This is a genomic window from Acinetobacter soli (genome assembly GCF_018139125.1).
GTDB lineage: Bacteria > Pseudomonadota > Gammaproteobacteria > Pseudomonadales > Moraxellaceae > Acinetobacter > Acinetobacter soli.
In genome coordinates this window covers 315,538-330,498 of record NZ_CP073241.1, presented here as the reverse complement: position 1 = coordinate 330,498, position 14,961 = coordinate 315,538, and the positions used below count along the sequence as shown (strand labels likewise).

The window sequence follows — 14,961 nt, the reverse complement described above, 5'->3', positions numbered from 1 at the left end:
AACACGAAGTCTTTTTAGCATCATCAACTGCTTCACTGTTAATAAGTGCGTTCAGTCTGATTTAAGGCCATTAAATAATGTTGAAGAAATTATAGTGTCTTCATCATCAATTGATGTGTCTTATGTTACTTAGGTAAAAAAAGATATCTCCAAACTTAAAAAGATCGAATCCAGAAAAAACGGATCAACTGTCCACGATCATAGGGAAAATTAGAAACGTACTCGTAGCCTAGCTTTGTATCATCTTTAAGTCGATAACTCATGCCATAACCAAACGAAATAGATAAATCGTGTAGACCAACCGCATCGGGAGCTCCTTCAATCATCTTACTTTTCAAATCATCCATGTTATACACCGTAAAGTTATAAATACTGATTCGCTCATTTGCATAGAAAAGATTTTTAAGCACTTTATAATTGTTTTCTTCTTGATCATGTTGCTCGGCAAGGTGCTTCTGCTCCTGATTCAAGTCTTTATTTTCAAGATTTACATCCAGATTCACTGTGTTGTCAGGCATTGCTTGTGAGAAAAAATCATAAGCCTGTCCCCAGGATGAATAACAGCTTAATGCCAACAATACAGTCAGTCTCAATAAAACAGACAACCTCATCATTTTTTAAAAAGATATAGTAAAAAAGGTAGCATACGCTACCTTTTGATAAGATGAAACCGCTTAGGCTAAACCGATAATTGCGACCAATATAGCTAAAGCAGACAAGACTTTACGTCCGTACGGTACGTGGCGATTGATCAACTCACCTACCACCAAGCCGATGGTATACAACGTTGCCATACCGAGCACCATACCAGAGATCAAAGCAATGACGTGGCCTTGAGGTGCAAGCTCAACGCCATGCGCAGCACCGTGAAAGCTCGCCATTAGCAATGCAACAAATGGCAATACACGATAAGACTTACTCCACAGTGCAACAGCCAGTACGATTAACGATGTCACAATGCCATATTCAGCAATCGCTTCAGCGATAATACCGTTTGCGCCCAAAACAAAACCAAAAACGAGGCTTAAACTCAACCCCACAATACCTAAAACTTTCCATTGTTTTGCAACTGTCCAGAGCAATACGCCAAAGCCGATTGCCATGGTTAAATGATCCAGTCCAGTGAAAGGGTGAATAAATCCTGTCCAGAAACCTGCTTGTGAAGCATGTCCGGGGTGTGCCATCGCTGCAACAGGCAAAGCCGATATCAAGATGATGAGCAGTTGTTTTGTGATTGAGCGCATGGCGCCTCCTTAAGCCTTAAAAAGCCCTTGCTTTTCAATAAATTCAATAATTTGTGCTAAACCATCTTCTGTTTTCATGTTCGAAAATAAAAACGGTTTATCGCCGCGCATCCGCTTGGCATCTTGTTCCATAATGTCTAAATTCGCTCCAACCATTGGCGCCAGATCCGTTTTATTAATAATTAATAAATCAGATTTAGTAATACCAGGCCCACCTTTGCGTGGAATCTTTTCTCCACCGGCAACATCAATCACATAGAGTGTCAGATCTGAAAGTTCTGGACTAAACGTTGCGGCCAAGTTGTCTCCACCACTTTCAATAATGATGAGTTCCAGACCGTCAAATTTTTCACAAAGATCATCAATTGCAGCCAAGTTGATGGATGCATCCTCACGAATAGCGGTATGCGGGCATCCACCCGTTTCAACCCCCACAATTCGGTCTGGTGTCATGGCTTCGTTTCGGGTCAGAAAGTTTGAATCTTCTTTGGTGTAAATATCATTGGTGACGACAGCCATATTGTATTTTTCACGTAAGGCACGGCACAGATTAAGGGTCAATGCTGTTTTACCCGATCCAACCGGACCACCAATGCCAACGCGTAATGGGCTACGTTCTGTCATGTTTACTTCCTTTAAAATGTCACATTTTGATTTGGCAATTCAATTTTATTACTTTGCCAAATCAAGGGTTAAGATCGAAATAGTCTCGAATATTGGGTTTCATGTTGCATGCTTAGCATTGCATACTGAGGCAATGCACTACTGATTTGGTCATCTTGCAGTAACAACGCCTGCTCGACAGCTTGCGGCACTTTTTCATGTAAATGCCATAAAATTCGCTGGCCGCTCATTTGACCAAGTGGAACGGTTTTCAATGCGGCCAAAACCTGATTTTCAAGCACGCTAAAGGTATATGCTGTTAAAACCTCTGCCGCATTAAGTTCAAGGCGTCCACACAACTGGGCATATACAGGTACAAAACCAAACTGCTTTTTTACCTCTACAGGCATCTTGAGTACGGCCTTAATCCAAGCGTTCAAAGAAAATGCCAATTGTTGGGATTCTGCCAAGAGCTCTTTACTTTCACGGCTCGCTCTATAGAGATGCGCCCACTTTAAAAACTGCTCGTCATCATTAAAATGTAGCATCAGCCGTTTGAGCAATGGCAGCTCAAAGCGCACCAGCAACATCTCAAGTACTTCTTCAAAATAAGCACTGCTGCTCTCTTCATCATGCACAAGCCCCACCTGAATGGCGCTTTCTACACCTTGTGAGTAGCAGTAAGCCCCTACAGGCAATGCCGTAGAAGACAGTGTCAGTAGCTTGAGCAGTTGAGCAGCATTAATGGACATGATGCAATGACTTGATTGGGCTTAAACGATGATCGTGTGCATGCTGTGCATAAGCACCACTTTCAGGTTCAAACATATGTTCAACTTCTTTAACAACCAATCCCAAACCTTCAACCATTTCTGCCAGTACGTGATCTGGTTCAAAATAAAGCGCATACGGTGTAAGCATTAATGGAACATGACGATTCCCTAAATGATAAGCCGCTTTGAGCAATTCAAAATCCGTTTTGGCCGTGACCTGCATTAAACGTTCTGGTTTGGCATCTACACGCAGAATATCGCCGTCATGGGTCGCAATAAATGAGCCACTGCGTAAAATACCCGTGCGCGGCAAGTCGGCACCAATATCAGTACCGTCTTTTAAGGTTGCACGAAAACGCGATTTTTGACGGGTATCAAAGTTCAGTTCGAGTGTTTCAAATGTTTGGTCTGATGAAATTTCATCCAGACGTTGGGTATAAATTTTCATTGTTTCTCAATCATTTTTTCAATATAAATCGCATTGAATTGCGCTTCATAGATTCGTTCACAGCTTTAAAACAAGAAATAACGTTGAGCCATTGGCAGCACATCGGCTGGCTCACAGGTCAACAGTTCCCCATCGGCGCGCACTTCGTATGTTTCAGGATGCACATCCATCACGGGGCAGTAAGTATTATGTTTCATGTCATGTTTGGTAATGTTGCGCGTGTTTTTACACGGGCTGATCAACTTTTTAAGTTTCAGCTTCTGATCAACGCCTTCATCAATCGCCACTTGCGGCAAAAAGGTAATACATGTGTTATGTACAGCACGTGGATAAGAACCAAACATCGGACGATAATGCACAGGCTGTGGCGTTGGAATTGAAGCATTGATGTCGCCCATCGGTGCTGCGGCAATCATCCCGCCTTTGATAATCATCGAGGGTTTAACCCCAAAAAATGCAGGCTTCCAAAGCACTAAATCGGCCAACTTTCCTTCTTCTACCGACCCCACTTCATGGCTCAAACCATGTGTAATAGCAGGATTGATGGTGTATTTGGCGATGTAACGCTTAATTCGGTTGTTATCATGAAACTCATTGTCTCCTTCAAGTGCGCCGCGTTGCACCTTCATTTTATGTGCAGTTTGCCATGTCCGAATAATCACTTCTCCCACGCGGCCCATGGCCTGTGAGTCTGACGACATCATCGAAATAGCACCCAGATCTTGTAAAATATCCTCTGCTGCAATGGTTTCACGACGAATACGACTTTCAGCAAATGCCACATCTTCTGCAATTGCAGGATCCAAATGATGACACACCATTAGCATATCCAAATGCTCATCGATGGTATTGATAGTATATGGACGTGTTGGATTGGTCGAAGATGGCAGTACGTTGGCCTGCCCGATCGCTTTTAAAATATCGGGGGCATGCCCACCGCCAGCACCTTCGGTATGATAGGTATGAATGGTTCGGTTTTTAAATGCCCCGAGCGTTTCTTCCAAAAAGCCGCCTTCATTGAGTGTATCGGTATGAATAGCAACCTGCACATCAAACTCATCGGCCACACTCAGGCAGTTATCAATTGCAGCAGGCGTCGAGCCCCAGTCTTCGTGCAGTTTAAGCCCCACCACACCCGCTTTAATCTGTTCACGAATCGGATCCGGTAAACTAATATTGCCTTTACCCAACAAACCAATATTCATGGGTAAATCATCAATGGCTTGTAACATGGTGCCAATGTGCCATGGTCCTGGTGTAACTGTCGTGGCTGACGTTCCTGCTGCCGGTCCAGTACCACCACCCACCATAGTAGTCACACCAGACATCAATGCCGTTTCTACCTGCTGAGGACAAATCCAGTGAATATGAGTGTCAATTCCGCCTGCGGTCAGAATTTGCCCTTCACCTGCAATGACCTCGGTTGCTGCGCCGAGTGGAATGGTAATGTCTGGCTGAATATCTGGATTTCCAGCTTTACCAATTTTCCAGATACGACCATTTTTAAGGCCCACATCGGCTTTTACAATGCCCCACCAATCAACAATCAATGCGTTGGTAATTACGGTATCTGCCACTTGATCTGCAAGTAACTGCGATTGCCCCATGCCATCGCGAATCACCTTACCACCACCAAATTTGACTTCTTCGCCATAAGTGGTGAGGTCTTGTTCTACTTCAATAAATAGTTCGGTATCGGCTAAACGGACTCGATCTCCCACCGTTGGGCCAAACATTTCAGCGTATGCACGACGCGACATTTTCATATTAAAAGGCCTTCCACATTGTTTTCATTCTGAGTCCAGTGCGCCCATCACACGACCGGCAAATCCATATACTTCGCGCTTGCCTGCCAGTGCAACCAATTCAATCTCTCGGTTTTGTCCCGGTTCAAATCGAACCGCGGTTCCTGCGGCAATATTTAGACGATAGCCTCTGGCTTGTTCACGATCAAACTCAAGTGCATCATTGGCTTCTGCAAAATGAAAATGTGATCCGACCTGAATAGGACGGTCGCCAGTATTGGCAACACTGATTTTGAGCGTTGGTCGGCCGACATTGAGTTCAATAATACTATCGGGAGTAAGCACTTCTCCAGGAATCATGATGTTCTCCTCTGAATGATTAAACAATGGGTTGATGAACCGTCACAAGTTTTGAACCATCTGGAAAAGTCGCCTCGACCTGTACCTCAGCAATCATTTCGGCCACGCCATCCATCACATCATTTTTACTGAGTAAGGTGGTGCCGTAATGCATCAATTCTGCAACGCTCATTCCATCACGCGCACCTTCTAACAGTGCTGCTGAAATAAATGCGACTGCTTCAGGATAATTTAACTTTAAACCACGTGCCTTACGACGCTCAGCGACCAAACCTGCAGTAAAAATCAACATCTTGTCTTTTTCGGTTGGATTCAGTTCCATTTCGATATACCTAGTTTCATTAAGTGTCTTTAAAGCAAAATATGTACACACATGTGGCATTGAAGCTTTGTTTATTTATCTTCTGATTGACAAACCCACTACTCGCCTACAATTAAGTGCGCCAAATTCGCGGAAATTCTTCATCTAAATTGAGCCAGTAACGACGCAATCGAGCGCGTATGGCAGCAAATGCATCATGACATTGCCGAACATCATCACCTAAATAACGGGCACAGAGCACATCATCGAGTAGCGTCAGTGTTACTGGTGCATCCATACGCATGATCAATTCTCGAATCAGCTCAACATGCTGCTCAAGATCGACTTTAGCGCGATGTGTTTCAGGTGCAACCGCCCACAAACTGGCCATTACGGCGCGTCCGTTCATGCCTAAACATGATCGTAACCAGCGATCATTTCCTGTAAAGCGCAGTGTGTCGGCAACCAGTAGTTTCTGATCACGATATAACGTAAATATATTGCGATAAGCACCGTCAGAAAATGTCTCCGCGCGAGCCTGACGCCCAAGAACCAGCATATCCCATCCAATAAAACTGGCGGCTTGATCAAGATGAATGGTGGTTTCCGACTGCGCATTTGCACCATCGTAGAGCATAGTTTCCTGAGGAAGCCATTCTAAAATCGAACGTCCTCGTGCATTTAAATAAATATGTTGCGCAGCTGGTTTACCATTGGTGCGATACCATTTTCCAGCTCCTGGAGTCGTCACAACTGCATGTGCGCCTTCTTCTGTATATACCTGAAAAGTTAAATGATCTCCCCCCGCAATACCTGCTGGTGGATGCACCAATATTGCATGACATACACCCGTTTTTTCAGGCCATAGCATTTTTTGCACCCGAACAGGTCCGTGATGCTTTCTATGCTTCATAATGGTGCGCTCACCATCATCATGAAAGCCTAATTCGAGTTGGGCATACCACAAAGCTTTGGATCTTTGGATGTGAAAGTCCTGTGGCTGATTCATGCTGTTCCTTTATGCGACATGTTCTACTGGTCTGATCAGTTAAGCAATTTTTGCACCAAGAATTGTCAATTTTTTGAAAGTCTTGCTTAAACGTTTATTTTACATACATTTCAATAGCATAATTTTTGGTACTTTTCTTGTGTTATTTTTTTCAATCAAGTGATTGAGATGATTTTGTGATATTGATTAGCCAAAATTTAGTCAATTTTCACAAATAATGACAAGGTTTTAGCGCCATAATACCGATAGAATAGCGGGCTTAACGACCACCCTAACCTAATTGTTCTGATAATGAAAACCCTGACAATATTAATAAGTTGTGCCGCACTCTCTGGTTGTGTAATCGGAAGCTCGAATGAAGTGAAACGTGCTGAAAAATTGCTGCAAAATTTCGAGTGTAAAAATCTCGAAACCACCGAAATTCCGCACAGTTCGATCAACAGCTTTCATCAGCAATCTCTAGCAACCAGTAAAGCCAAGGCCACAAGCTATGTTGAACAATTTAAATCGGGCGATGCAACATTTAAAATGCCACTCGATGAAGCCGTACAACAACAATTACAACGTTATAAAGCAGCCTGCCAGGCATTGGGTGGTATTAATCCTGAGTTGAAATAAACTGATACTTATGAGGGAATGTTCTACCTAATCTTACATTTCAATTATTTAACTGGCTTGATTTTTTTTATAGGCTGGGCATCCATTAAATAAATAATGATTGGGTAAAACATGAAAAAATCGTTATTGGCGCTTGCATTGACCAGTTTGGTTTTAGCCGCTTGTTCAAAATCTGAAAATAAAACAGACGCTGCTACCGCTGAACAGCATAGTCAAGCCGCATCTGAGGTTAAACACGACCAGCATCAAGCCCATGATATGACGCATACTGCTGAAAATTCACTGGATTGGTCGGGTGATTATCAAGGCAAATTGCCGTGTGCCGACTGCGAAGGCATTCAAACTGAGCTTCAGTTAAACGACGACAAAACCTATGTACTTAAAGAAACGTATTTAGGTAAAGGCGATGGTAAACCGTTTGAAACTAAAGGAAGCTTTACATTTGACTCAAAAAATCCATCGATGATTGTATTAGATCAGAAGTCTGAACAGCGTAAATTCTTTATTGGTGAAAATACGGCAACAGCACTTGATTTGGAAGGCAACAAAATTGACGGTAGTTTGGCTGAATATTATGTTTTAAAAAAGAAAAGTTAAATTTGCATCAAAAAACCCTGCGATTGCAGGGTTTTTTCTTTCTTTACTCAATTAGTGAGCAGAGAACTGATTCATTGTATTTTTGCTTGCATCACCAGCTTTGAGTGCTTGCTCACCAGAGAAGATCTCTTTGTGGTCATCACCGATGTCAGAACCCGCCATTGCTTGGTGTTTCACACATGCAATACCGCCACGGATTTCTTTACGCTGAACACCCGCAACATAAGCCAACATACCTTCTTCACCAAAGTAGCCTTTTGCCAACTCATGTGTAGACAATGCAGCAGTGTGATAAGTCGGTAGTGTAATCAAGTGATGGAATACACCCGCTTCACGTGCAGCATCTGCTTGGAAGGTACGGATTTTTTCGTCTGCATCCGCAGCCAATTCCGTGTTGTCATATTCAGCGCTCATCAACTTAGCACGATCGTAGGCAGAAACGTCTTTGCCTTCAGCAGCCCAACGGTCATAAGATTGCTGACGGAAGTTCAGTGTCCAGTTGAATGATGGACTATTGTTATAGACCAGTTTTGCATTTGGAACCACTTCTTTCACACGATTCACCATGTGTGCAATTTCAGCTACGTTTGGTGTTGGTGTTTCAATCCACAGCATGTCTGCACCATTTTGCAAGCTGGTGACACAGTCAAGTACCACGCGGTCGATTTGTGTGCCTTCGCGGAACTGATACAAGCCAGACGCCAAACGTTTAGGACGATGCAACTTTCCATCACGCTTGATTAGGATCTCATCATCACTTGCTTCACCAATATCGATTTCTTGTGTATCGAGATAGCTGATGTATTGAGATGCCAAGTCGCCTTTTTCTTTCGACACTGGAATTTTTTGAGTCAAATCCGCGCCTTCAGAGTCAGTACGCGCAACAATCACACCCTCATCGATTCCAAGCTCAATAAATGCAAAACGTACTGCATTGATTTTTGCAAGGAAATCTTCATGTGGAACAGTTACTTTACCTGCCTGGTGACCACACTGTTTTGCGTCAGAAACTTGGTTTTCGATTTGGATCGCACATGCACCCGCTTCGATCATTTTTTTAGTCAAAAGGTAAGTTGCTTCTTCATTACCGAAGCCAGCATCGATGTCGGCAATGATTGGCACAACATGCGTTTCGAAGTTGTCAATTTGGGCTTCAATTTCTTTGGCTTTGGCTGTATCACCTGCTGCTTCAGCTTTTTGTAATGCACGGAACAAATCGTTCAGTTCTTTAGCATCTGCTTGACGCAAGAAGGTATAGATTTCTTCGATCAATGCAGGAACAGATGTTTTTTCATGCATAGATTGGTCAGGAAGTGGACCAAATTCAGAACGAAGTGCAGCAACCATCCAGCCTGATAGATAGATATAACGCTTAGATGTCGTGCCAAAATATTTTTTGTTGGCGATCATTTTTTGTTGTGCAATAAAACCATGCCAGCAACCCAAAGACTGAGTATATTTGCTAGTGTCCGCATCGTATTCAGCCATGTCTTGACGCATGATGGACGCTGTATACTTGGCAATGTCTAAACCTGTACGGAAACGGTTTTGAACAATCATACGAGCTGCATCTTCTGCACGGATTGCATTCCACGTGCCACCTAATTTGTCCTTAACGGTACGAACGTGCTCTAAAGCTGATTGATATGTAGTCATGATATTGCCCTATAATCATTTTGGGTTGATCGAAGTTCCAGTTCAAAATCAGATTAAATTATTTGACTAGATTTTGTACTGTTCTTCGCTATGAATACAGCTTAGTAGTTGCAAAAAAATTAATCCAATATTCTAAGCTAATTTTCGGTATTTATTTAAAAAATACATAGATAAAAGTCGTAATATAATTAAAATACCACATACTAAGCTTTTGTTATTTAATAAATAAAAATAATCATTAAGCTGATTTAAAATGACGCTATCGTATTAATTTTGATATTAGACTTAAGTCGACTCCGCTATTTTAGATCAAATAAAAACCAAATTATCGATCAAAATTGCCAGTGCGATTGCATTTTTTATCAGATATAATTGCTGCACGTAGTAGATGCAACTGATCAATTTTTGTATTTTACTCATCATCATTATGTACTTGTCATTGAATCTGTACCGCGATGGTTCATGTTTTTTTTGATGACTCGAAATTTCTGCTTTTATTCGATATGGTCTTTTTTGTGTTTACGTTGACACAAATCAAATGAACTGTGGCATAATCAAATATAATTTTCTTTTTTTATTCTCGGTATTTTTTTTATGAATCTAGAGCGAGTTGACCTCAATCTATTAATTTATCTTGATGTACTACTTCGCGAAAAGAACGTTACTCGTGCAGCTGAACAATTGGGTGTTACCCAACCTGCCATGAGTAATATTCTACGCCGTTTACGCAATTTATTTAATGATCCGTTGTTAATTCGTTCATCTGAAGGTATGACACCCACCGAGCGCGCGCTCGAACTTCAGCCGCGTATTCGCGATGCCTTATCTGATTTGTCGATGATTCTGGAACCGAGAACAGAGTTTCGCCCTTATACAAGCAGTCGCGTGTTTCGTGTCATGACCTCTGACTACGCCGAAGCAACGCTCATCCCGCGCTTGGTCAAAGCATTACGTTCAGAAGCACCGAATGTGGTGTTAGACTTTCTCACACCAAGTGACGTTTCATATCGTGACATGGAGCAAGGTAAAGTCGATCTTGCGATTAACCGTTTCAATGAAATTCCACAAAGTTTTCATCAGGTTCTGGTTTGGCGTGACAGTTTTAGCTGCTTATTAAATGACAAGCACCCTGCTGTTCAGCACTTAAATCTAAAAAGCTATCTCGATGCGCAACATATCTGGGTATCGAAAACCGGTATGGGCGTGGGATTTGGTGTCAACCCAGACAAGCAAGCGGGCTTAGGCTGGATTGATCAGGCACTTGAGCGAATCGGACAAAAACGTAAAATTTCAGTGTTTACCCGTCATTATCAGATGCCTGCATTATTGGCGCAAAATGTGGATCTGATTGCGACCCTTCCAACACGAATGGCGCGTTTGCAAGCACAAAATCCGCGTCTTGTGATAAAAGATCCACCGTTTTATATTCCAGAATTTGAATTAAAAATGGCATGGTGTCCGTTATTACATCATCATCCTGCACATCGCTGGTTACGCCAACTGATTCTTTTTGTTGCTCGACAAATGATCGAAGAAGAAAATCGTGAATTTATCACCAATAACTCACAGTTTTCTCATTACTAATTGAAATTTTTCTTAAATTCTTCTTTTTTCACGCTTATACTAATTTAAAACAGAGGTAGTCTGACTACCTCACTATTTTTTATCTAAGTTTTCGCAAAATAACCAATACAACAGGTGAACTGTGAGTCTCTTTCAAAATGCCATCATCATCATGATGCTGATTGTTGCGGCTGGTTTTTTATCACTCACTGAAATTGCGCTAGCGGGCGCGCGCAAAGTCAAGCTGAAAATCCTGGCCGAATCTGGTGATGAACGCGCCCAAAAGGTGTTGGATTTGCAGGCGCAATCTGCAGATTTCTTTGCCGCATCGCAAATAGGCTTAAATGCTGTTGCGATACTCGGGGGTATTTTAGGTGAGGCCGCATTTCGGCCATTTTTTGTCGAACTGATTGATCGCGTCTACGACGGCCCTTGGACCGAAACCATTGGCTTTAGCTTATCGTTTACCTTTGTTACCTCGTTATTTATTTTATTTGCCGACCTCATGCCAAAGCGCTTGGCCATGATTGCACCTGAAAAAATCGCGGTCAGTGTCATTGAACCTATTCAGATCTTTATTAAAGTCTGCAAGCCATTGGCGTGGCTGATCAATGCGATCGCGAATATGTTGTTCCGTTTATTTAAGGTCAATACCATTCGTGATGACAACATTACCTTCGATGACATTTCAGCAGTCATGGAAGCTGGTGCGCAGGCTGGTGTATTACAAAAACAAGAGCATCATTTTATTGAGAATGTTTTTGAGCTAGAAGAACGAACGGTTCCTTCGAGCATGACCACGCGTGAAAACATTGTGTATTTTACACTCGATGAGACCGATGAAAGCATTCGTCAAAAACTGGCTGAGTATCCGTATTCGAAGTTTTTGGTGTGTAATGCACATATCGATCAGGTGATTGGCTATGTAGATGCCAAAGATATTTTGGTGCGGATTTTGAAAAATCAATCTTTGATTCAACTCAAAGAAAATACCATCCGAACCGTTTTAACCATTCCCGATACACTCACCCTTTCTGAGGTACTTGATCGATTCCGATCGACCAAGGAAAAATTTGCGGTCGTTATCAATGAATACGCTTGGGTTGTTGGTGTGATTACCCTCAGTGATATCATGATTACTGTGATGGGTGATTGGGTCACTCCAATGGATGAAGAGCTACAAATTATTAAGCGCGATAATAATTCTTGGCTTATAGACGGTGGCACACCGATTGAAGATCTTAAACATGCGCTCGAGATCGATGAAATGCCTGATGAAGAAAACTATGAAACACTGGCAGGTTTTATGATGTATCAATTACGCAAAATCCCTCGCCCTGCCGATACAGTTGAATTTTCAGGATTCAAATTTGAGGTGGTCGATGTGGATCACTATAAAATTGACCAGTTGCTGGTCACGCGTATTCTTGAAAAACCAGAAGAGCATATTTTACTCGATCATTAATCTGGTTTCTAAGAAATCAAAAATGCCTCTTAAGTGAGGCATTTTTTATCATTCAAAGCGATCGCTCGTAATCTAGATGAATGTACCTGAATGTTTAATACAGCAGACACATTTCTCTAAATGTAGCAATTAAGCAAGTAATGCATCGATCAGTGCCTGGTAATGAATCTGAATATCTTCAGCCAAAATTTTATATGCATTATCAAACTGAACCATTGGCCAGCCTTGTTTCCAAAATGGGAAAATATCGTGTAAATCTTTGGTCACAATACTGTCTTCACGCGTAATTGCTTGAGCAATTTGCGCCAAGACTTGTGCTGTTTGTGCACCATCTACGGCCATATAATCGATGCCACGTGCTTTTAAAATACGAATACGATCTTTTTTATACCGAATTTTTTTTGCTTGTGTAGAATTTAGGCCCAGTGCTAACGTTACTGCTTCTACAAATTTTTCTTCAAAGTTTTGATTTAAAGCCACAATTGCCTGTTTGTGTGCTTCTTGTCGCCCTGCTTTGCCCCCGTTACGAATAATCTCTTTCGCTTCGATATCTAGCTCGTCTTTTTTCATCGACTGTAAAATATCTAAAATTTCGATATCGCTTAAAGATTCATGAGACTGTTCTGTCATGGGAGTCCTTGGGAAAAATGAAAGATATATTGTCTCATAAAAGTCACTCTAAAACAGAATAAAACGAAAGGAAAAGCACAGTGTTTATTACGCCACTTTGTATATTCAACGCGCTTTTCAACGTCATATTTCACGTTGAAATATGAAAAATTCATCAATAGATTATGCGGCGTAGTGTATCGTTTTGAAATTTTTATATTTATATTTGGTCAGAATATATCTTTTAAGCGCTCAAGTGATTTCTCTTAATGATTTTAATCTATATCAGTGTACACGCGAGAAGTTGCAATGTTTTTGTTCAAAAAATGAAATAAGATGGATAAGCAGAATCATTCGAAATAATCAATGTTTTTGATCCTTTTACACAGATTCAGATAAAAACCGCACCAGTTGAGTGCAAAAATAATTTTAAAAATTACAGACTTATATTTTTTTTAAGACTTTAGTCGCATAGACACATTCTGCAATTGTACTTTTAAGAAAAATTAATGAATATACGCAGGTTCTAAAATTTTGAACAATTATATAAGTATTATTTTTTGGGCTAAGGATTGCGCACATGCTTACTTTTTTAGGTATCAGCATGATCATGTGTTTTATGTACTTGATCATGACAAAACGCCTCAGTGCAATGGTTGCACTTATTCTCATTCCTGTTTTGTTCGCACTCATCGGTTGGGGGCTGGGCTTTCATTTTGATAGTTTAAGCCACATTGAAATTACCAAATTAGGCGAAACCATGCTAGATGGTATCAAGAAACTCGCACCCACTGGTGTGATGTTACTTTTTGCCATCATGTATTTTGCATTAATGATCGATTCAGGTTTGTTTGACCCTTCAATCAAGTGGATTCTCAAAAAAGTAAAGGGCGATCCGCTTAAAATTACGCTTGGTACTGTTTTTCTGACCTTGACCGTTTCTCTAGATGGTGATGGATCGACCACCTATATGATTTGTGTTGCGGCCATGATGCCTCTTTATAAACGTATTGGCATGAATCCACTGGTGATGACGTGCTTAATGCTGCTTTGTAGTGGTGTGATGAATCTTACACCATGGGGCGGCCCAACAGCACGTGCTGCCAGTGCCTTGCAAGTCGATGCAAGTGCTGTCTTTATTCCAATGATCCCATCGATGGTCATAGCAGCAGCATGGTTATTTGCATTGGCCTATATGTATGGCAAATATGAACGTAAACGTTTGGGTGTAATTGAAATGGGTGATATCAGTCACGCAGACAATCTGACCATTTCAAAAGACCCAGAAGCGCAGCGTCCACATCTTCGCTGGTTTAACGGAATTTTAACGATAGTTTTAATGGCAGCATTGGTCAAAGGCATTTTACCTATGGCTATTCTGTTCATGCTCGGTTTCTGTATTGCGCTTGTGGTCAACTATCCTGATCTTCAAATGCAGAAAAAACGTATCGCGATGCACGCAGATAGCGTATTGGCGGTTGTCGGGGTAATTTTTGCAGCAGGTGTTTTTACCGGTATTTTAACTGGTACAGGCATGGTTGAAGCAATGTCTAAAGGCTTTGTTGCTATTATTCCAGACAGCATGGGGCCTTATATGGCACCGATTACAGCCATACTCAGTATGCCATTAACTTTCTTTATGTCTAACGATGCCTTCTATTTTGGTGTTCTTCCAATTTTGGCAGAAGCTGCAGGCCACTACGGCATTACGCCAGTTGAAATTGCACGTGCATCGATTGTTGGACAACCAATCCACTTACTTTCTCCGCTGGTTCCGTCTACCTATCTTCTTTGTGGTCTGGCTGCAGTTGAGTTTGCAGATCATCAGAAATTCACTTTGAAATGGGCATTTGTGACTTGCTGTGTACTTTTAGGTAGTGCTTTGGTATTTGGTGTATTTCCACTGGTGAGTCTGGTTTAATTTGATCTGGCTCCATAAAAAAAACCTCCTGATCAGGAGGTTTTTTTAT

16 protein-coding genes are annotated in these 14,961 nt (G+C 41.6%); 5 read left to right on the top strand and 11 right to left on the bottom strand.

Annotation, left to right across the window (positions count from 1 at the left end):
- Positions 1 to 155: 155 nt before the first annotated feature.
- From KCV09_RS01420 to KCV09_RS01380, 9 genes are all read right to left on the bottom strand, one after another.
- Positions 156 to 614, bottom strand: a complete 459-nt coding sequence (locus KCV09_RS01420; RefSeq protein WP_212515429.1) for a hypothetical protein — start codon at positions 612 to 614, stop codon at positions 156 to 158.
- A gap of 60 nt (positions 615 to 674) precedes the next feature.
- Positions 675 to 1,244 (bottom strand): HupE/UreJ family protein, encoded by a 570-nt coding sequence (locus KCV09_RS01415; RefSeq protein WP_212515428.1) that lies wholly within the window; start codon positions 1,242 to 1,244, stop codon positions 675 to 677.
- A 9-nt stretch (positions 1,245 to 1,253) separates the two neighbouring features.
- A complete protein-coding gene (ureG, locus tag KCV09_RS01410) occupies positions 1,254 to 1,868 on the bottom strand; it encodes an urease accessory protein UreG (protein WP_004936147.1) in 615 nt (204 codons plus the stop codon).
- 68 nt (positions 1,869 to 1,936) lie between these two features.
- Positions 1,937 to 2,599, bottom strand: a complete 663-nt coding sequence (locus KCV09_RS01405) for an urease accessory protein UreF (protein WP_212515427.1) — start codon at positions 2,597 to 2,599, stop codon at positions 1,937 to 1,939.
- Positions 2,589 to 3,068, bottom strand: a complete 480-nt coding sequence (ureE, locus tag KCV09_RS01400; protein WP_212515426.1) for an urease accessory protein UreE — start codon at positions 3,066 to 3,068, stop codon at positions 2,589 to 2,591. The genes KCV09_RS01405 and ureE overlap by 11 nt, the downstream gene beginning before the upstream one ends.
- A gap of 65 nt (positions 3,069 to 3,133) precedes the next feature.
- Positions 3,134 to 4,834, bottom strand: coding sequence for an urease subunit alpha (gene ureC, locus KCV09_RS01395; protein WP_212515425.1), 1,701 nt, complete (start codon positions 4,832 to 4,834; stop codon positions 3,134 to 3,136).
- Positions 4,835 to 4,858: 24 nt separating this feature from the next.
- On the bottom strand, positions 4,859 to 5,173 hold the full coding sequence (locus KCV09_RS01390; protein WP_004936116.1) for an urease subunit beta: 315 nt from the start codon (positions 5,171 to 5,173) through the stop codon (positions 4,859 to 4,861).
- Positions 5,174 to 5,192: 19 nt separating this feature from the next.
- Positions 5,193 to 5,495 carry an urease subunit gamma gene (gene ureA / locus KCV09_RS01385; protein WP_004936114.1) on the bottom strand — a complete coding sequence of 101 codons (303 nt, stop codon included), beginning with the start codon at positions 5,493 to 5,495 and terminating at the stop codon, positions 5,193 to 5,195.
- A 112-nt stretch (positions 5,496 to 5,607) separates the two neighbouring features.
- Entirely contained in the window at positions 5,608 to 6,483 is an 876-nt protein-coding gene (locus KCV09_RS01380; RefSeq protein WP_151794730.1) for an urease accessory protein UreD, read from the bottom strand.
- Positions 6,484 to 6,774: 291 nt separating this feature from the next.
- Between KCV09_RS01380 and KCV09_RS01375 the strand changes: the two genes are divergently transcribed.
- Together KCV09_RS01375 and KCV09_RS01370 are read left to right on the top strand one after the other, a co-directional pair.
- On the top strand, positions 6,775 to 7,101 hold the full coding sequence (locus tag KCV09_RS01375) for a hypothetical protein (protein WP_004936107.1): 327 nt from the start codon (positions 6,775 to 6,777) through the stop codon (positions 7,099 to 7,101).
- A gap of 111 nt (positions 7,102 to 7,212) precedes the next feature.
- On the top strand, positions 7,213 to 7,698 hold the full coding sequence (locus tag KCV09_RS01370) for a copper resistance protein NlpE (protein ID WP_004936106.1): 486 nt from the start codon (positions 7,213 to 7,215) through the stop codon (positions 7,696 to 7,698).
- Between the two features lie 51 nt (positions 7,699 to 7,749).
- Here the strand turns inward: KCV09_RS01370 and KCV09_RS01365 are convergent, their stop codons facing one another.
- A complete protein-coding gene (locus tag KCV09_RS01365) occupies positions 7,750 to 9,354 on the bottom strand; it encodes an isocitrate lyase (RefSeq protein WP_212515424.1) in 1,605 nt (534 codons plus the stop codon).
- A 594-nt stretch (positions 9,355 to 9,948) separates the two neighbouring features.
- Between KCV09_RS01365 and KCV09_RS01360 the strand changes: the two genes are divergently transcribed.
- Together KCV09_RS01360 and KCV09_RS01355 are read left to right on the top strand one after the other, a co-directional pair.
- A complete protein-coding gene (locus KCV09_RS01360) occupies positions 9,949 to 10,938 on the top strand; it encodes a LysR family transcriptional regulator (protein WP_004936102.1) in 990 nt (329 codons plus the stop codon).
- 121 nt (positions 10,939 to 11,059) lie between these two features.
- Positions 11,060 to 12,382: a hemolysin family protein gene (locus tag KCV09_RS01355; RefSeq protein ID WP_004936099.1), complete on the top strand. Its 1,323-nt coding sequence runs from the start codon at positions 11,060 to 11,062 to the stop codon at positions 12,380 to 12,382.
- A gap of 129 nt (positions 12,383 to 12,511) precedes the next feature.
- Here KCV09_RS01355 and KCV09_RS01350 read toward each other — a convergent pair whose 3' ends face one another.
- Positions 12,512 to 13,012, bottom strand: a complete 501-nt coding sequence (locus tag KCV09_RS01350; protein WP_004936095.1) for a hypothetical protein — start codon at positions 13,010 to 13,012, stop codon at positions 12,512 to 12,514.
- A 559-nt stretch (positions 13,013 to 13,571) separates the two neighbouring features.
- Here KCV09_RS01350 and KCV09_RS01345 point away from each other — a divergent pair.
- Positions 13,572 to 14,912, top strand: a complete 1,341-nt coding sequence (locus KCV09_RS01345) for a CitMHS family transporter (protein WP_119025488.1) — start codon at positions 13,572 to 13,574, stop codon at positions 14,910 to 14,912.
- Positions 14,913 to 14,961: the final 49 nt, after the last annotated feature.

Excerpts from the sequence above, each read along its gene's own strand:
- KCV09_RS01345 (WP_119025488.1), top strand. The coding sequence starts at position 13,572 with ATGCTTACTTTTTTAGGTATCAGCATGATCATGTGTTTTATGTACTTG.
- KCV09_RS01420 (WP_212515429.1), bottom strand. The coding sequence starts at position 614 with ATGATGAGGTTGTCTGTTTTATTGAGACTGACTGTATTGTTGGCATTA.
- ureC (WP_212515425.1), bottom strand. The coding sequence starts at position 4,834 with ATGAAAATGTCGCGTCGTGCATACGCTGAAATGTTTGGCCCAACGGTG.
- KCV09_RS01375 (WP_004936107.1), top strand. The coding sequence starts at position 6,775 with ATGAAAACCCTGACAATATTAATAAGTTGTGCCGCACTCTCTGGTTGT.
- ureA (WP_004936114.1), bottom strand. The coding sequence starts at position 5,495 with ATGGAACTGAATCCAACCGAAAAAGACAAGATGTTGATTTTTACTGCA.
- KCV09_RS01365 (WP_212515424.1), bottom strand. The coding sequence starts at position 9,354 with ATGACTACATATCAATCAGCTTTAGAGCACGTTCGTACCGTTAAGGAC.
- KCV09_RS01370 (WP_004936106.1), top strand. The coding sequence starts at position 7,213 with ATGAAAAAATCGTTATTGGCGCTTGCATTGACCAGTTTGGTTTTAGCC.
- KCV09_RS01405 (WP_212515427.1), bottom strand. The coding sequence starts at position 2,599 with ATGTCCATTAATGCTGCTCAACTGCTCAAGCTACTGACACTGTCTTCT.
- KCV09_RS01350 (WP_004936095.1), bottom strand. The coding sequence starts at position 13,012 with ATGACAGAACAGTCTCATGAATCTTTAAGCGATATCGAAATTTTAGAT.
- ureG (WP_004936147.1), bottom strand. The coding sequence starts at position 1,868 with ATGACAGAACGTAGCCCATTACGCGTTGGCATTGGTGGTCCGGTTGGA.
- KCV09_RS01360 (WP_004936102.1), top strand. The coding sequence starts at position 9,949 with ATGAATCTAGAGCGAGTTGACCTCAATCTATTAATTTATCTTGATGTA.
- ureE (WP_212515426.1), bottom strand. The coding sequence starts at position 3,068 with ATGAAAATTTATACCCAACGTCTGGATGAAATTTCATCAGACCAAACA.
- KCV09_RS01390 (WP_004936116.1), bottom strand. The coding sequence starts at position 5,173 with ATGATTCCTGGAGAAGTGCTTACTCCCGATAGTATTATTGAACTCAAT.
- KCV09_RS01380 (WP_151794730.1), bottom strand. The coding sequence starts at position 6,483 with ATGAATCAGCCACAGGACTTTCACATCCAAAGATCCAAAGCTTTGTGG.
- KCV09_RS01415 (WP_212515428.1), bottom strand. The coding sequence starts at position 1,244 with ATGCGCTCAATCACAAAACAACTGCTCATCATCTTGATATCGGCTTTG.